The sequence below is a fragment of the Chryseobacterium formosense genome (assembly GCF_900116415.1).
Taxonomy (GTDB): Bacteria; Bacteroidota; Bacteroidia; order Flavobacteriales; family Weeksellaceae; genus Chryseobacterium; species Chryseobacterium formosense.
On record NZ_FPAP01000001.1, the window covers coordinates 622,579 to 637,380 of the forward strand.

At 33.9% G+C, this 14,802-nt stretch carries 14 protein-coding genes and 4 tRNA genes; 11 read left to right on the top strand and 7 right to left on the bottom strand.

Annotation, left to right across the window (positions count from 1 at the left end):
• Positions 1–46 precede the first annotated feature (46 nt).
• Entirely contained in the window at positions 47–1,195 is a 1,149-nt protein-coding gene (locus tag BM371_RS02890; RefSeq protein WP_034675633.1) for a methionine aminotransferase, read from the bottom strand.
• Between the two features lie 172 nt (positions 1,196–1,367).
• Here BM371_RS02890 and BM371_RS02895 point away from each other — a divergent pair, with 172 nt between their 5' ends.
• From BM371_RS02895 to BM371_RS02910, 4 genes are read left to right on the top strand one after another with little or no spacing between them, the layout of a single operon-like run.
• Entirely contained in the window at positions 1,368–3,251 is a 1,884-nt protein-coding gene (locus BM371_RS02895) for a DNA topoisomerase IV subunit B (protein WP_034675636.1), read from the top strand.
• Between the two features lie 43 nt (positions 3,252–3,294).
• On the top strand, positions 3,295–3,777 hold the full coding sequence (locus BM371_RS02900) for a hypothetical protein (RefSeq protein ID WP_034675638.1): 483 nt from the start codon (positions 3,295–3,297) through the stop codon (positions 3,775–3,777).
• A gap of 2 nt (positions 3,778–3,779) precedes the next feature.
• Positions 3,780–6,362 carry a DNA gyrase/topoisomerase IV subunit A gene (locus tag BM371_RS02905; protein ID WP_394334183.1) on the top strand — a complete coding sequence of 861 codons (2,583 nt, stop codon included), beginning with the start codon at positions 3,780–3,782 and terminating at the stop codon, positions 6,360–6,362.
• A 5-nt stretch (positions 6,363–6,367) separates the two neighbouring features.
• The gene (locus BM371_RS02910; RefSeq protein WP_034675640.1) at positions 6,368–7,021 is read left to right on the top strand and encodes a rhomboid family intramembrane serine protease; all 654 of its coding nucleotides are present in this window, start codon (positions 6,368–6,370) and stop codon (positions 7,019–7,021) included.
• Positions 7,022–7,092: 71 nt separating this feature from the next.
• On the opposite strand, the gene BM371_RS02915 is transcribed toward BM371_RS02910, so the two are convergent.
• The 5 genes from BM371_RS02915 to BM371_RS02935 all read right to left on the bottom strand — a co-directional run bounded on the left by BM371_RS02915 (position 7,093) and on the right by BM371_RS02935 (position 10,573).
• Entirely contained in the window at positions 7,093–7,542 is a 450-nt protein-coding gene (locus BM371_RS02915) for a hypothetical protein (protein WP_034675642.1), read from the bottom strand.
• A 95-nt stretch (positions 7,543–7,637) separates the two neighbouring features.
• Positions 7,638–8,486 (bottom strand): peptide chain release factor N(5)-glutamine methyltransferase, encoded by an 849-nt coding sequence (prmC, locus tag BM371_RS02920; protein ID WP_034675644.1) that lies wholly within the window; start codon positions 8,484–8,486, stop codon positions 7,638–7,640.
• Positions 8,486–9,244, bottom strand: a complete 759-nt coding sequence (gene yaaA, locus BM371_RS02925) for a peroxide stress protein YaaA (RefSeq protein WP_034675646.1) — start codon at positions 9,242–9,244, stop codon at positions 8,486–8,488. Before yaaA ends, prmC begins: the two co-directional genes overlap by 1 nt.
• Positions 9,241–9,948 (bottom strand): CPBP family intramembrane glutamic endopeptidase, encoded by a 708-nt coding sequence (locus BM371_RS02930; protein WP_034675648.1) that lies wholly within the window; start codon positions 9,946–9,948, stop codon positions 9,241–9,243. The genes yaaA and BM371_RS02930 overlap by 4 nt, the downstream gene beginning before the upstream one ends.
• Positions 9,949–9,961: 13 nt before the next feature.
• Positions 9,962–10,573: an L-threonylcarbamoyladenylate synthase gene (locus BM371_RS02935; protein WP_034675650.1), complete on the bottom strand. Its 612-nt coding sequence runs from the start codon at positions 10,571–10,573 to the stop codon at positions 9,962–9,964.
• A gap of 101 nt (positions 10,574–10,674) precedes the next feature.
• Between BM371_RS02935 and BM371_RS02940 the strand changes: the two genes are divergently transcribed.
• From BM371_RS02940 to BM371_RS02960, 5 genes are all read left to right on the top strand, one after another.
• Positions 10,675–10,747: transfer RNA gene (locus BM371_RS02940), tRNA-Met, on the top strand.
• A 38-nt stretch (positions 10,748–10,785) separates the two neighbouring features.
• Positions 10,786–10,858: transfer RNA gene (locus tag BM371_RS02945), tRNA-Met, on the top strand.
• 37 nt (positions 10,859–10,895) lie between these two features.
• Positions 10,896–10,968 (top strand) — tRNA-Met (locus BM371_RS02950).
• 38 nt (positions 10,969–11,006) lie between these two features.
• Positions 11,007–11,082 (top strand) — tRNA-Met (locus BM371_RS02955).
• A 171-nt stretch (positions 11,083–11,253) separates the two neighbouring features.
• Positions 11,254–11,490 (top strand): hypothetical protein, encoded by a 237-nt coding sequence (locus tag BM371_RS02960; RefSeq protein ID WP_034675651.1) that lies wholly within the window; start codon positions 11,254–11,256, stop codon positions 11,488–11,490.
• A 50-nt stretch (positions 11,491–11,540) separates the two neighbouring features.
• Here the strand turns inward: BM371_RS02960 and BM371_RS02965 are convergent, their stop codons facing one another.
• Positions 11,541–12,113 (bottom strand): hypothetical protein, encoded by a 573-nt coding sequence (locus tag BM371_RS02965; RefSeq protein ID WP_034675654.1) that lies wholly within the window; start codon positions 12,111–12,113, stop codon positions 11,541–11,543.
• A gap of 333 nt (positions 12,114–12,446) precedes the next feature.
• On the opposite strand from BM371_RS02965, the gene BM371_RS02970 reads away from it, so the two are divergent.
• Both BM371_RS02970 and BM371_RS02975 read left to right on the top strand, forming a co-directional pair.
• Complete coding sequence (locus tag BM371_RS02970; protein ID WP_034675657.1) at positions 12,447–12,812, top strand: BlaI/MecI/CopY family transcriptional regulator; 366 nt, start codon at positions 12,447–12,449, stop codon at positions 12,810–12,812.
• 3 nt (positions 12,813–12,815) lie between these two features.
• A complete protein-coding gene (locus BM371_RS02975; protein WP_034675659.1) occupies positions 12,816–14,795 on the top strand; it encodes a M56 family metallopeptidase in 1,980 nt (659 codons plus the stop codon).
• Positions 14,796–14,802 lie beyond the last annotated feature (7 nt).

The window sequence follows — 14,802 nt, forward strand, 5'->3', positions numbered from 1 at the left end:
TCTTGAATTTTTGTTTCTTTTGTTTTAAGACAAAAGAAAAATTACCTTAAAGCTTTGCCAAATTCTCAATCGCCCTTTCCAAAGTCTCATTCTTCTTCGCAAAACATAATCTGATCACATTTTCATTCAGTTTATCTTTATAAAAAGCAGAAAACGGAATACTCGCAACTTTATGATTGATTGTTAGATATGTTGCAAAATCAAAATCATTTTTATCTGAAATTTTATCATATTTTACTGCCTGAAAATACGTTCCTTCGCAATCGAGAAGCTCAAATGAAGTCTGCGCTAAACCTTGTCTCAGAAAATCTCTTTTTTCCTGAAAAAACTGGTTGAGTTGATTATAATGCTCATCATTTTTCATGTATTCTGCCAAAGCCATCTGTAGCGGAGTATTCACACAAAAAACATTAAACTGGTGTACTTTTCTGAATTCATCTGTCAAAGCTTTTGGAGCTGCACAATATCCTATTTTCCAGCCTGTGATGTGAAATAGTTTTCCGAAAGATGCCACTAAAAGACTTCTTTCCTTTAATTCAGGATATTTGCAGATGCTTAAATGCTGGTTTCCGTCAAAGACAATATTCTCGTAAACTTCATCACTTAAAATTAAAATATTGGTATCCTTTACAATTTTGATTAATTCCTGAATATCGTTTTCCTTCAAAATCTTTCCGGAAGGGTTGTTAGGATTATTCAGAATGAGCATTTTTGTTTTTTCTGAAATTAAATTTCTTACCACATTCCAATCGATTTCATAATCAGGAGCTTTCATCTGGAAGCGTTTTACAATTCCGCCAAAAAGTTCAACAGTCGGTTCGTAGCAATCGTAAGCAGGCTCAAAAATAATCACTTCATCATCTTTCTGAACAAATGTTGCAATTGCCGTAAAAATTGCCTGAGTTCCGCCTGCGGTTATCGTAATTTCAGAATCTGGGTGATAAATTGCGCTGTGACTGTTTTCGATTTTTCTTGCAATTTCTTCTTTTAAATCTATGATTCCGCCTAGAGGAGCATATTGATTGAATCCTTTTTTAATAAAATCATCCGCAAAACTCAGAAGTTCAGGATCAGTTCCAAAATCTGGAAAGCCTTGTGAAAGATTAATTGCCTGATGTTGGTTGGCAAGTTGAGACATTTGGGTAAATATAGTTGTGCCAACATTGGTAAGTTTCGAGTAAGGAAGTTGTATCATTTAAATTCTTTATGAATCTAAATTAAGGCAAATTTTCAAATATTGAGGTTTAAAGAGTGATAAATCTATATTGATATTATTAAAATTTAACTAAAATGTGTATAAATACAAATTAAAAAATTCGGATATTTTTGTTCATTTTCATACTTTTGTATGTTTGCTGAAATAATATATGTCACAAGAAATACAACCTATCTATTCCGAAGATAATATCAGAACCCTAGATTGGCAGGAACATATCCGTTTGCGTCCCGGTATGTACATCGGGAAGCTTGGCGACGGATCGTCTGCTGATGACGGTATTTATATTTTACTGAAAGAAATTCTGGATAACTCGATTGATGAATTCAGAATGAAATCCGGTAAAAGAATTGAAATAAAAGTGGATGACGGAAAAGTCATGATTCGTGACTTTGGTCGTGGAATTCCTTTAGGGAAAGTCGTTGATGCAGTTTCGAAAATGAATACCGGAGGTAAATATGACAGCAAAGCCTTCAAAAAATCGGTCGGACTGAATGGGGTTGGTACAAAAGCCGTAAATGCACTTTCAGATTATTTCCGTGTGCGTTCTTTCCGTGAAGGAAAAATGAAAGTTGCCGAGTTTTCTCGTGGAATTATTACCGAAGAGCACGAAGAGAAGGAAACTTCTGACCGAAACGGAACCGAAATTTTATTTACGCCCGATTCTGAAATTTTCCTGCATTATAAATTCAGAAAAGAGTATATCGAAAGAATGCTCCGCAATTATGCATATCTGAATCCTGGATTAAAGATTATTTTCAACGGCGAAACTTTCTATTCTGAAAACGGACTGAAAGATTTGTTGGAAGAAGAACTGGAAAGTGATGTACTTTATCCGATTGTTCATTTAAAAGATAATGACATTGAAGTGGCGATTACCCATACCGATAAATCGCAGACGGAAACTTATTTTTCATTCGTAAATGGACAAAATACAACGCAGGGCGGAACGCATTTAAATGCTTTCAGAGAAGCTTATGTGAAAACTATACGTGAGTTTTTCAATAAAAACTTCGATGCATCTGATGTAAGAAAATCGATTGTTGCAGCAATTTCAATCAATGTTGAAGAGCCGGTTTTCGAATCTCAGACGAAAACCAAATTAGGCTCGAATGATATGGGACCAAACGGACCGACGGTTCGTACGTTTATCATTGATTTCTTAAAAAGTAAATTAGATAACTTCCTTCATAAAAATCCTGAGATTGCAGAAGCGATTCAGAGAAAAATTTTAATTTCCGAGAGAGAAAGAAAAGAACTTTCCGGAATTCAGAAACTGGCGAGAGAAAGAGCGAAGAAAGTTTCGCTTCACAACAAAAAACTTCGTGACTGCAGACAGCATTACAACGACCAAAAGGCTGAAAGAAAAGCTGAAACTCAGATTTTTATTACCGAAGGAGATTCTGCATCAGGTTCGATTACAAAATCGAGGGATGTTGAAACTCAGGCTGTATTTTCTTTAAAAGGTAAGCCTTTGAACTGCTATGGTTTAACCAAAAAAGTGGTTTACGAAAATGAGGAATTCAACTTACTTCAGGCTGCTTTAAATATTGAAGAAAGTCTTGAAGATCTACGATACAATCAGGTGATTATTGCAACCGATGCCGATGTCGACGGAATGCACATCAGACTTTTGATGATTACGTTCTTCCTTCAGTTTTTCCCGGATGTGATTAAAAACGGACATTTATTTATTCTTCAGACTCCGTTATTCAGAGTTAGAAATAAAAAAGAAACGAGATATTGTTATTCTGAGCAAGAAAGGGTGAAAGCTTTAAATGAATTAGGTAAAAATCCTGAAATCACCCGATTTAAAGGATTAGGTGAAATTTCTCCTGATGAATTTAAGCACTTTATAGGAAAAGATATCCGACTTGAACCTGTTGTTCTTGGAAAAGACCAGACCATCGAACAGCTTCTGGAATTCTACATGGGGAAAAATACACCCGACCGACAGGTTTTTATCCTCGAAAACCTTGTAGTAGAAGATCCTGATATTAATAAGAAAGAAATTTTAGATGAAGTTGAATCTTAGAAAATAATAAAAACACAACCATAAACACAGCACAAATTTAAAGATGAGATTAAGTAACAGAAAAAAAGCTCCCATTTATAATTTTTTCAATACTTTTTTATTGATGATGCTTTCAGCAGGAATTATAGGTTTTATTTTTGATGAAATGCGATTTAATATTCTGGGACAGAAAAGTATATTTTTAATTATTGTTCCTTTATTAGTACTGATAATTTTTCATGTAAACGGAAGGCAGATTTTCGAGTACGACAGCGATGGTGAAGCATTGCATTTTAGAAATAAGAATATTATTCCGTTTCTTAACAGGGCATTAAGCGATGAATTCCCCAAGTATAAACTGATCAAATTCGAGATGGTAAGTATTCTATTTTTTAAAAGATTATATATTACCATTTCAAGTAAAAATATGGGTTCAACTATTTTAAAGTACGATACTTCTTATCTTACAAGAAAAGAAGCCAACGATTTAAAATTATCACTCAACAAAGTAGTAAAAGCTAATACAGAGAAAAGACCTCAAGAATAATAATGATAGAAGAAAACTCGCACGAAGGCGAAAGCTTAAAAAAAGTTTCAGGGCTGTACAAAGACTGGTTTCTGGATTATGCATCTTATGTAATTTTAGATAGAGCCATTCCGTCTGTTTATGATGGTTTCAAACCGGTTCAGCGTAGGATTATGCATTCTATGCGTGAATTAGAAGATGGGCGTTACAATAAAGTGGCAAATATTGTAGGTAACACGATGAAATATCACCCTCATGGTGATGCATCAATCACTGATGCAATGGTAGGAATCGGGCAGAGAGAATTGCTTATCGATACTCAGGGAAACTGGGGAAATATTTATACAGGAGATTCTGCCGCTGCAGCGAGATATATTGAAGCGAGATTAACACCTTTTGCTTTGGAAGTGGTTTTCAATCCTAAAACTACAGAATGGTCTAAATCTTATGATGGCAGAAATAATGAGCCAATAGATTTACCGGTAAAATTCTCCTTGCTTTTAGCTCAAGGTGTTGAAGGAATCGGGGTCGGGCTTTCCACAAAAATTCTTCCGCATAATTTTAATGAACTGATTAATGCATCAGTCGCTTATCTGAAAGGTAAAAAGTTTGAAATATTCCCGGATTTTTTAACGGCAGGATTTCTTGATGTTTCAGAATACAACGACGGTGCAAGAGGTGGAAAAGTAAGAGCGAGAGCAAAAATTTCTCAGGTCGACAAGCATACTTTGATGATTTCTGAGCTTCCTTTTTCAAAGACAACCAGCGATCTCATTGATTCTATCTTGAAAGCCAATGAAAAAGGGAAGATTAAGATCAAAAAAATTGAAGACAATACTTCAGATAAAGTAGAAATCCTGATTTATCTTCACAATGAAGTTTCGCCGGACAAAACAATTGATGCGTTGTATGCGTTTACCGACTGTCAGGTTACAATTTCTCCGAATGCTTGTGTGATTGTTGGTGATAAACCGATGTTCCTGAATGTTTCTGAGATTCTGAAAATGAATACCGATCACACCGTTTCTTTATTGAAAAAAGAATTGGAGATCGAACTTCATGAATTACAGGAAAACTGGCATTTTTCTTCTTTGGAAAGAATTTTTATCGAAAACAGAATTTACCACGATATTGAAGAGGTAAAAAGCTGGGAAGAAGTTCTGAAAACGATTGACAAAGGTTTAAAACCTCACACTGCGCATCTTTTAAGGGAAGTAACCGAAGAAGATATTTTAAGATTAACAGAAATCAGAATTAAAAGAATTTCAAGATTCGATTTAGATAAATTTAAAGAAAATATCGCTTCATTAGAGGGTAAAATTGAACAGGTAAGATTCCATTTGGCCAATCTTATTGCCTATGCGATTGAATATTACCAGAATATTCAGAAAAAGTACGGAAAAGACAAAGAAAGAAAAACAGAATTAAGAATTTTCGATACCATTGATGCAACAAAAGTTGCCGTTGCCAACGAAAAATTCTATGCAAATTTCGAAGAAGGCTTCATCGGAACTTCTTTAAAAAAAGATCAGTATTTGTTTGATTGTTCAGACATCGACGACATCATCACGTTCAGAAAAGACGGAAGCATGAAAGTCGTTAAAGTGGAAGCCAAAACGTTCATCGGAAAAGATATTCTGCATGTAGCCATCTGGAAAAAGAACGATAAACGTACCGTTTACAACATGATCTACCGTGAAGGAAGAGACGGACCTTATTATATGAAACGTTTTTCGGTGACAGGGGTTACAAGAAATACAGATTATCCTTTAGCTTCCGATAAAAAAGGCTCAGAAATGCTTTATTTCTCAGCCAATCCGAATGGTGAGGCAGAAGTTGTAACGGTTTTATTAAAACCCAATCCGAGAATCAGAAAGAATAAAATGGAGATCGATTTTTCTGAATTGGCGATTAAAGGCAGAGATTCGAAAGGAAATCTGGTAACTAAATATTCCGTAAAGAAAGTTGATCTAAAAGAAGAAGGCGTTTCTACTTTAGCCCCAAGAAAAATCTGGTTTGATGAAACGGTAAGAAGATTAAATGCCGATGTAAGAGGAACTTTGTTGGGGAATTTTAAAGGAGACGACAAAATTCTGACCATTAATGCACAAGGCGAAGCAAAATTGGTGAGTTTCGACCTTGGAAACCGTTTTGATGACGATTACATTGTTCTGGAAAAATGGCGACCCAATCAACCTGTTACATGTATTTATTACGATGGAGAAAAGGATATGTATTTCATCAAGAGATTTTTATTGGAGAATACTATAAATGTTCAGACCTTCATGCCTTCAGAACATCCGAAATCGTTTATTGAAAGGATTATTGCCTCGAATAATGCAACAGCAGAAATTATTTTTGCAAAAGATAAAGGAAAAGAGCGTGATCCGGAGTCTGTTAATATCGATGAGTTTATTGCTGTAAAAGGAATAAAAGCCATCGGAAATCAGTTTACAAAGTTTAAAGTAAAAAATATCAACATCACCATTCCGGAACCGGAAGAAGAAGAACTTGAAATTTACGAAGAACCCGATTTTTCAAATTCAGCAGACGATGAAGGAGGAACTATTGGAGATTTGTTCCAGAGTGATGAAAGTGAAAATTAGAAAATATGAGTATCATCATTATAGTTATTGCAATTACAGCAATTATAAGTTTTATTGCTTTTAATAATCAGGAGATATTTGAAAAGTATAAGTTTAATGTTGGCGCAATTCAGCATAGAAAAGAATATGTAAGGATTATTTCTGCCGGATTTCTGCACGCAGATATGATGCATTTATTGTTTAATATGATGACATTATATTTCTTCGGACCTATCATTTTAGAAGGGTTTGGGAATATAGGATTTCTTGTTATTTATTTTGGATCTATTCTGTTAGGAAATATTTTTTCTTTATTTATCTATCAAAAACAACCGTGGTATTCGGCAATTGGAGCGAGTGGAGGTGTTTCAGGAATATTATTTGCAGCGATAGCGATGTCACCAAATATTGGAATTTACTTCTTTTTTATTCCAATTCCTATTCCGGGTTTTATATTTGGTTTGTTGTATTTCAGTTATTCTGTGTATATGATGCTCAACCCGAAACAATGGGACAACTTAGGACATGCAGCTCATTTGGGAGGCGCTTTTTTTGGTTTATGTTATGCGATCATTCTTCAGCCTCAAAGCGCAATATCAAATTCATTATTTATAGGAATCATGTCTCTACCGCTTATTTATCTAGGATATGAAATATTTGTAAGAAAAAGAATTAACTAAATTCTTTCAAATCATCTGGAAAAAAAGACTGTTCTCTAATGAAAACAGTCTTTTTTATTATTTTTGATTTACTATTCGGCCCAGGCAATTGGGATATAAACATTCACGTAACCGTCTTGTCCAACTGAAGATGGTGTCAAGGTTATTGTAGTAGATCCATAACCAACCCAACCTCCTTGTCCCTGATACGCCGATATTTCATAAGTTCCTGCAGGAAGATCGTTAAAATATCCGGGTAATTTTGCAAAACCACCAACATAAGTGATATATCCGTCATAAACATCACCTGTATTGACGTCGGTTGCATAAATTCCGCCCATGTCATAAGTTCCGTTCATGTAGTTTACTCCGTTTTGAGTAGTGCCTACTTTTAGCTGATAAGTCTGTTGTTTCTTACTTTTCTCACTCTTATTGGCAAGATTCATTTCAGAATCCGTAAGAGTTGTCGCATCAGTACTGCAGCTGAAAATCGTACATAAAACTCCGCAAGCAAGCAGAGCGCTTTTCATTGAATTTTTCATAAAAATAATTTTTGTTTGGTGTGATAAAATTAAGAATATAAAAATAAAACGAAATTTGATTACGATTAACTTTACATGAATTTTTGAACGTAATATTATTTAATTCCAAAAATAAAACGGTCATTTCCACTCAAATCTTTTATCAGTTCACTATGTGAAAAATCCTGATACAGTTCCAAAGTTTCTTCTCCTAATTTCTGATTGATTTCTAAAAACAACAATCCGTTTTTATTCAAATATTTTTTAGAATCTTCGGCAATTTTACGGTAAAATATCAATGCATCAGAAGTGGGAGAAAAGAGCGCCATTTTTGGCTCAAATTCTTTCACTGAATCTGCAATGTCGTTTGCTTCATCAATCCCGATATAAGGCGGATTTGAAATGATTACGTCAAATTTTTGGTGTAAATCTAAACTCAGATAATCAGCATGAATGAAATTGATTTCCAATTGATGAAAATCTGCATTTTTTTTAGCCGTCCCCAAAGCTTTTTCTGAAAAATCAATGGAACTCACTTCAGCTTCAGTAAAATGTTTTTTTAAAACTAAAGGAATAATTCCGCTTCCGGTACCGATGTCGAGAATTTTGAGATTTGAGATTTGAAATTTGAGATTTGAAATTTTTTGGATGGCAAATTCAAGCAGTTCCTCTGTTTCAGGACGTGGGATTAATACATTTTCGTCGAGAAAGATTCTCATTCCGTAAAATTCGGTTTCACCTAAAATCTGTAAATAGGGCTTTCCGGTTTTTAATTCTGAAATGATCTGCTGGAATTTATTTATATTCTCATCAGACAATTCCAAATCTGCAGATTGTCTTTGCTGAAAGTTATTTAAGCCTAAAATATGTTCAGCAAAAATCTGAAATATAAAGCCACTTTCAGAATTTGTATAAATTTCTAAAAGTGAATCTGAAAAATGCTTTTTAAATTGGGATAACGTCATTATCTTGTAAAAACGAGTTTAGTGTTGGTAGATTTTTCCTCATCAATTCGGTAGCCTTCATAATTAAAAGCTTTTACATCGTTTAATGTTTTTGCATTATTTTGTGCACAAAATCTTACAACTAAACCTCTTGCGTGTTTCGTATAAACTACAATTGTTTTCAGTTTACCTTCTTTCATTTCATAAAAATCAAAATCGATAACCTGATGATTAAGCTTTTTCCGGTCTACAACTTTTACATATTCATTGCTGGCAAGATTGAGAAGAATTTCATTTTTCTTCATTTCGGAATTCAACTGTTCCGTTATTTTTTCGGTCCAGAAATCGTACAGATTTTTATTGTTTTCAAACTCAAAATTTCTGCCCATTTCCAGACGATAGAGCATTACTTTATCGGAAGGTTTCAGCAAACCGTACAAACCGGAAAGAATTCTGTAGTTTTTCTGAAGATAATCTACCGCATTTTTATCTAAAGTTTTTGCTTCAAGACCACGATAAACTTCGCCTGTGAAAGCAAACATTGCGGGAGCGGACTCTTTTGCTGTGGGTTTAGCTTTCCATTTTTGATTTCTTTCCCAGTTTTCATCAGCCAGTTTTGACGAAATTTCCATCAAATCGGAAAGATATTTTGGAGACTTATGCTTTAAATGAGATTGAATTAATTCAGCTTCATTAATGAATTTGGGGGTAGAGCTTCTTAAGAATTCTGTTGAATTTTCTACATTCATTAATTTAGCAGGAGAGGTTATAATTTTCATAGATTAAGTAAAGTTAAATGTTTAATATCAACGAAATTCATAATCATCAGGGAAATAAAATCAAACATAAAATGACAGGCGATCAGAATTTTGATATTAGAATAAATTTTATAAAACATGGCAAATACAATCCCAATAAAGAAAGGTATGATTACCTGACCTACCGTTCCGTAAGTGCTGTGCAAAATTCCGAATAAAAGTGCAGAAACAATCACTCCCAACATCGGGCTGTTGTATATTTTTTCAATTCTTGGCTGAATATATGCTCTCATCAACAATTCCTCAATTACTGCTGCGGTAAGAGAAGTAAAAATAATCAGGAAATAATTATTTTTAAACAAAGAACTTAGCTGCACGATTCTTTCGCTGATACTTTCTTTGGTTATAAGCATAATGATTCCATTCAGGAAAGCTCCGCCAAATGCACAAATTAAATATAATATAACGATGGCTCCAAAGTAAAATTCAAGCGAATATTTCCGGTCTTCCCAAACAAAAAAAGACCTGTTTTCGATAAAAAAATTATAAATGAGCACTAAAACTAAAACCAGCCACAGAGAAAGTCTGTTGTAAAAGAAAATTTCTGCTGTTAAAACTTTAGATTCAAAAAATAAATTAATCAAAGGTATTGAATACAGCATGGATGCCGCAAGCAATACGAAAGTGAGGATAATGCCTAAAGAATATCTTCCGTTCAGACTCATTGCAACAATTGATCTAAATTTCGCCTTTTCCCTGACGGATAATTTCGGGTTCACCGGAAGTCAAATCTACAATAGTTGAGGCTACATTATCTCCATATCCTGAATCGATCACAATATCAACCAAATGGTCATATTTCTCGGCAATAAGTTCCGGATCGGTAGAATATTCGATAATTTCGTCATCATCTTTAATAGAAGTTGAAGCAATAGGATGTCCCAGTTTTTCAACAATCAACTGCGGAATAGGATGATCGGGAACACGAATACCAATAGTCTTATGATTTTTATAAGCCAGAGGTAAATTTTTATTAGCATCTAAAATAAATGTAAAAGGTCCCGGGAGACGATTCTTCAGAAATCTGAAAACAGAGGTGTCGATCGGTCTTGTAAAATCAGAAAGATGGCTTAAATCATTACAGATAATTGAAAATTTTGCTTTCTCAAGCTTCTGTTTTTTTATCTGAGCCAGCTTTTCCATGGCTTTAATATCAAAAATATTACAGCCTAAAGCGTAAACAGTATCAGACGGATATATAATCAGTCCGCCGTTATTCAGGGTTTTAATAACCTCATTGATAAGGTTTTCCTGAGGATTTTCGGGGTAAATTTTCAGAATTTTTGCCATAAACAAATGTACGAATATTTATGTGTAATCAAAGAATATGCCTTTATCTAAAAGGATTGCTTGTGATTTTGAAATATATTCGTATATTTGCAATCCAATATCGCGGGATGGAGCAGTAGGTAGCTCGTCGGGCTCATAACCCGAAGGTCATCGGTTCGAGTCCGGTTCCCGCTACTAAGCATAACGTTTTCGGTAAACGTTTAAAAATATACCGCGGGGTAGAGCAGTAGGTAGCTCGTCGGGCTCATAACCCGGAGGTCGCACGTTCGAGTCGTGTCCCCGCTACTAAATAAGTGTTTCGATAAACACTATAAAGATATATCGCGGGATGGAGCAGTAGGTAGCTCGTCGGGCTCATAACCCGAAGGTCATCGGTTCGAGTCCGGTTCCCGCTACTAAGCATAACGTTTTCGGTAAGCGTTTAAAAATATACCGCGGGGTAGAGCAGTAGGTAGCTCGTCGGGCTCATAACCCGGAGGTCGCACGTTCGAGTCGTGTCCCCGCTACCAACAGGAGAATCAGAAATGGTTCTTCTTTTTTGTGCCTGAAATTCTGGGATTTTTTAAGTGAAATTACTTTTACAATTAAAATTGTTTAAAACGATATTTTTTTAAACTAAATATTATTTTAATAACAAGATTTGGTTTATTAATTGCTCTGGTGATTCTAAAATAATAATTATGGCAGATATTACATTTAGAAAAGAAGATTTTATACAGGATGATCGCAGATACAAAGTAGAAGTAGATAAGGGTGTCGGAAAAGGTGTCGATCTGATTGTCGAAAGACAAACTGAAAATGGAGAATATGAGGTGATTCAGGCTGAAATTATAAGATCCGCAGACGAAAGGGTTTTTGTAGCCTGGAGCGAACCTTTCAACGGTAGAGTAGTCAGTGACGAATACAAAAAGTTATAAAAAAGTCCCGCTTCGAAGAAGCGGGACTTTTAGATATTATTTAAGAAAAATTATTTGTTAGCCAACGTTTCGAACGGAGCCAATTTATAATCTTCAGATTTTACCTGTTCAAAGTAAGAAGATTTGTTGTTTCCTTTCAATCTTTTTACTGCTTTTGATGCTGCTGCAAAATCGGTATCGATTTTAGTAGCAATTTCTGTAGGTTTGAAGTCTTTCTTCACACTATCATCTTCTACACCTAAATATCCGTTTTTCTTTGTGATATAGTTGATGAAGTTATCGTAGTTTCCTAAAGTGTTTCTGAAATACTGGGTATGATAATTCATACATTTCGTAGCCGTTTTTGATTTGTTGACGATACAGCTCGCCATATTTCCCTTATACAAATCAAATTCAAGAGCTACAGCGTCATATTCTTTTTTCAAAGCTGTTTTGCCGTTGCTAAGAACGGTTGCGTCGCCTTGTGCATCACTTATTTTTTTCAAATGTTCCAAAACCAAAGGAACAGTGTTTTCAATTTTTGTTTTTGCTTCTGTAACCGATCCGAAAACAGAAGAAGTCTGCGCTGATGTCACATTAAAAATCAACAGCATTAAAACAGAAAGTAGAGTATATCTTTTCATTAGAAATTTTTAAAGCACTAAAATAAATATATTTTCTCATTCTGTACATATTCATTTTAATTTTATTTAATAAAAATTAACAAGTTTTAAGAATTTATATTAAAAATTAGGATTTTTCTGATGATTAATTACAACATATTTTATCTCAGTTAAAAATTTAACATATTTTAATATTTTTTAATTTGTTGATTTTCAATTACTTATTTGTTTTTGAATTTTATCACTAGAAAAATAGTTGTCCGAATGGAAAATAATTCTACATTTGTATAACTAATTTATTAGTGATAATGATTTTTCATTAACTTTATCACACTAAAAATTAAATTAAACATTATGATCATACAGACCTTAACAAAAGCAGAAGAACAGGTAATGCAGTTTTTATGGAAACTTGAAAAAGGTTTCCTCAAAGATGTTCTCGATCTCTATCCTGAACCAAAACCGCATACCAATACGGTTTCTACAATTTTGAAAGTTCTTAAGGATAAAGAATTTGTAGATTATAATGTATACGGAAGACAGCACGAGTATTTTCCTTTGGTAACGAAAGAGCAATATTCCGGGAAAACGATGAAGAGTCTGGTGAAAAATTATTTTAAAGGTTCTTATAAAAGTGCCGTTTCTTTTTTGGTAGAAAAAAACGAAATGACCGTTGAAGATCTGGAAATGCTGTTAAATGAACTAAAAAACAAAGACTAATATATGGAAGCTCTTATTTTTTACTTCGGAAAAGTTACCATTTGTTCAGGTGTAATGTTTCTCTACTATCAGTTGTCTTTAAAAGACAAGACATTTCACCATTACAACAGATTTTATCTTTTGTCTGCCATGTTGATCTCAATCTTGCTGCCTCTTATTAAAGTAGAAGATTTTACGATAGAAGTAAGCAATAATCTTTACTTACTCATCAGTAAGATGCAGAATTTTAACGAACAAAAAAACTTACATAATGACCACATTTATTTTAGAATTATTTTTTCAGCTTTGGGATTGGTTTCTCTCTATTTTTTAGGGAAATTCCTCTACGGGATTTTCAGAATCCAGCAACTCAAAAGCCAGTTTAAGAAAGAAAGTTTTGAAGGGGTAAATTTTTACCAGACCAATCTTTCTGAAGCACCATTTTCCTATTTCAGAAACCTTTTCTGGAAGAACTCTATTGTCATTAATTCGGAGGTAGGAAAGCAGATTTTAAAGCATGAAATGGTTCATATTGAACAGAAACACTCTTTCGATAAGATATTTATTGAGATTATCACTTCTGTTTTCTGGTTCAATCCGTTCTTTCATATTATTAAAAAGGAAATCAATTTAATTCACGAATATCTGGCTGATAAAAAAGCCGTAAAACAATCGGACACCAAAGCATTTGCGCAGATGCTTTTAGCAAGCCACTTTTCCGGAAACCAGTTGCCTGCGACCAGTCCGTTTCTAAGTTCAAACCTTAAAAAAAGACTCAAAATGTTACAAAAACCCCAGACAAAATACGGGTATGCGCGAAGAATATTTGCCTTACCGGTTTTATTTACCGTTGCATTTGCTTATATGGTAAATGCCAAAAACAAAGAGATAAAAGAAACCAATATTGAGATTGATAAAGCGGTTGCAGAGATGAAAACAGATACGCTGTCTCCGAAAAATAAAGCCGATCAGATTGTAAAATTACAACAGGAAAAAATTTCGAAAGCCAACGAAAAATTGAAAGTTCAGTCTGAAAAGCTAAAAACATTAAGCGAAAAATCAAAAGAAAAAGCTGCCGAACTCGAAAAAATTGCAAAAGAAAAAGGTGAGAAAAGCTATGAATTTGAGTTGAAAGCAAAGGAACTGAATCAACTTTCTAATGAAATGGATAAGATCGCTGAAAGAGATATGCAATTCAGAATTGATTTTGATGAATTGATGAGCAACAGAGACAAAATGTTGGCAAGCAAAGATCCTAAAGTTATTCTGAAAGACATGAGCTTCAAAAGAGTTTTCCCTGATGGAGACAATTATAAAATTAAAGTAAACGGAGAAGATATTGATTTGGAAAAAGTATTCGATTCTAAAGAATTCAAAGAAAATTTCAAGATGAGCGAAGAAAAAATTAAGGCTTTGAAAGATAATTTCGCATCTCCTGAGTTTAAAGAAAAATACGGCAAGATCAATAAGTTTTATCTGAATGGTAAAGATGTTTTTTCGGATTCGGAAGAGTTGAAGAAAATAGCAAAGCAATATTCAGGAAATGGATATAGTTTCTACAACGGAACGAGTAATTTCTCTAAAAAAGAGCTTACTAAAAAAGAAAAAAGAAAGCTTGAAAAATTAAATAAAGAAAGAGCTGAAGCGGAGAAAAAACTTAGAGAAATCCGAAAAGAGCAAAGAGAATTACAAGGAAATCCTTGGATCGTTTCTGTAGATGCACATGCTCCAAAGATGAAATATTATGGAACATCAACCTATACAGAGATTCCGACTCCTCCAAATAGCAAAATACTTTCCAACGGTACTACTTTCAAAACGAATGTGAAAGATATGATTGATGCTAATTCTGATAGTGACTTAAAGATTTTCATCGACGGTAAACTGAGTACAAAACAAGATATGCAAAATATAATTTCAAAAAATATTGAATCCATCAATATTAATAAAACGAAAATCTCAGGTAAAGACACTGGAGAAATTCAGATTAAAACAAAAAAATAAAACAACC

Excerpts from the sequence above, each read along its gene's own strand:
- BM371_RS02965 (WP_034675654.1), bottom strand. The coding sequence starts at position 12,113 with ATGAAAAGATATACTCTACTTTCTGTTTTAATGCTGTTGATTTTTAAT.
- yaaA (WP_034675646.1), bottom strand. The coding sequence starts at position 9,244 with ATGAAAATTATAACCTCTCCTGCTAAATTAATGAATGTAGAAAATTCA.
- BM371_RS02905 (WP_394334183.1), top strand. The coding sequence starts at position 3,780 with ATGATAGAAGAAAACTCGCACGAAGGCGAAAGCTTAAAAAAAGTTTCA.
- BM371_RS02930 (WP_034675648.1), bottom strand. The coding sequence starts at position 9,948 with ATGAGTCTGAACGGAAGATATTCTTTAGGCATTATCCTCACTTTCGTA.
- BM371_RS02970 (WP_034675657.1), top strand. The coding sequence starts at position 12,447 with ATGATCATACAGACCTTAACAAAAGCAGAAGAACAGGTAATGCAGTTT.
- prmC (WP_034675644.1), bottom strand. The coding sequence starts at position 8,486 with ATGACGTTATCCCAATTTAAAAAGCATTTTTCAGATTCACTTTTAGAA.
- BM371_RS02935 (WP_034675650.1), bottom strand. The coding sequence starts at position 10,573 with ATGGCAAAAATTCTGAAAATTTACCCCGAAAATCCTCAGGAAAACCTT.
- BM371_RS02895 (WP_034675636.1), top strand. The coding sequence starts at position 1,368 with ATGTCACAAGAAATACAACCTATCTATTCCGAAGATAATATCAGAACC.
- BM371_RS02890 (WP_034675633.1), bottom strand. The coding sequence starts at position 1,195 with ATGATACAACTTCCTTACTCGAAACTTACCAATGTTGGCACAACTATA.
- BM371_RS02915 (WP_034675642.1), bottom strand. The coding sequence starts at position 7,542 with ATGAAAAATTCAATGAAAAGCGCTCTGCTTGCTTGCGGAGTTTTATGT.
- BM371_RS02975 (WP_034675659.1), top strand. The coding sequence starts at position 12,816 with ATGGAAGCTCTTATTTTTTACTTCGGAAAAGTTACCATTTGTTCAGGT.
- BM371_RS02910 (WP_034675640.1), top strand. The coding sequence starts at position 6,368 with ATGAGTATCATCATTATAGTTATTGCAATTACAGCAATTATAAGTTTT.
- BM371_RS02900 (WP_034675638.1), top strand. The coding sequence starts at position 3,295 with ATGAGATTAAGTAACAGAAAAAAAGCTCCCATTTATAATTTTTTCAAT.
- BM371_RS02960 (WP_034675651.1), top strand. The coding sequence starts at position 11,254 with ATGGCAGATATTACATTTAGAAAAGAAGATTTTATACAGGATGATCGC.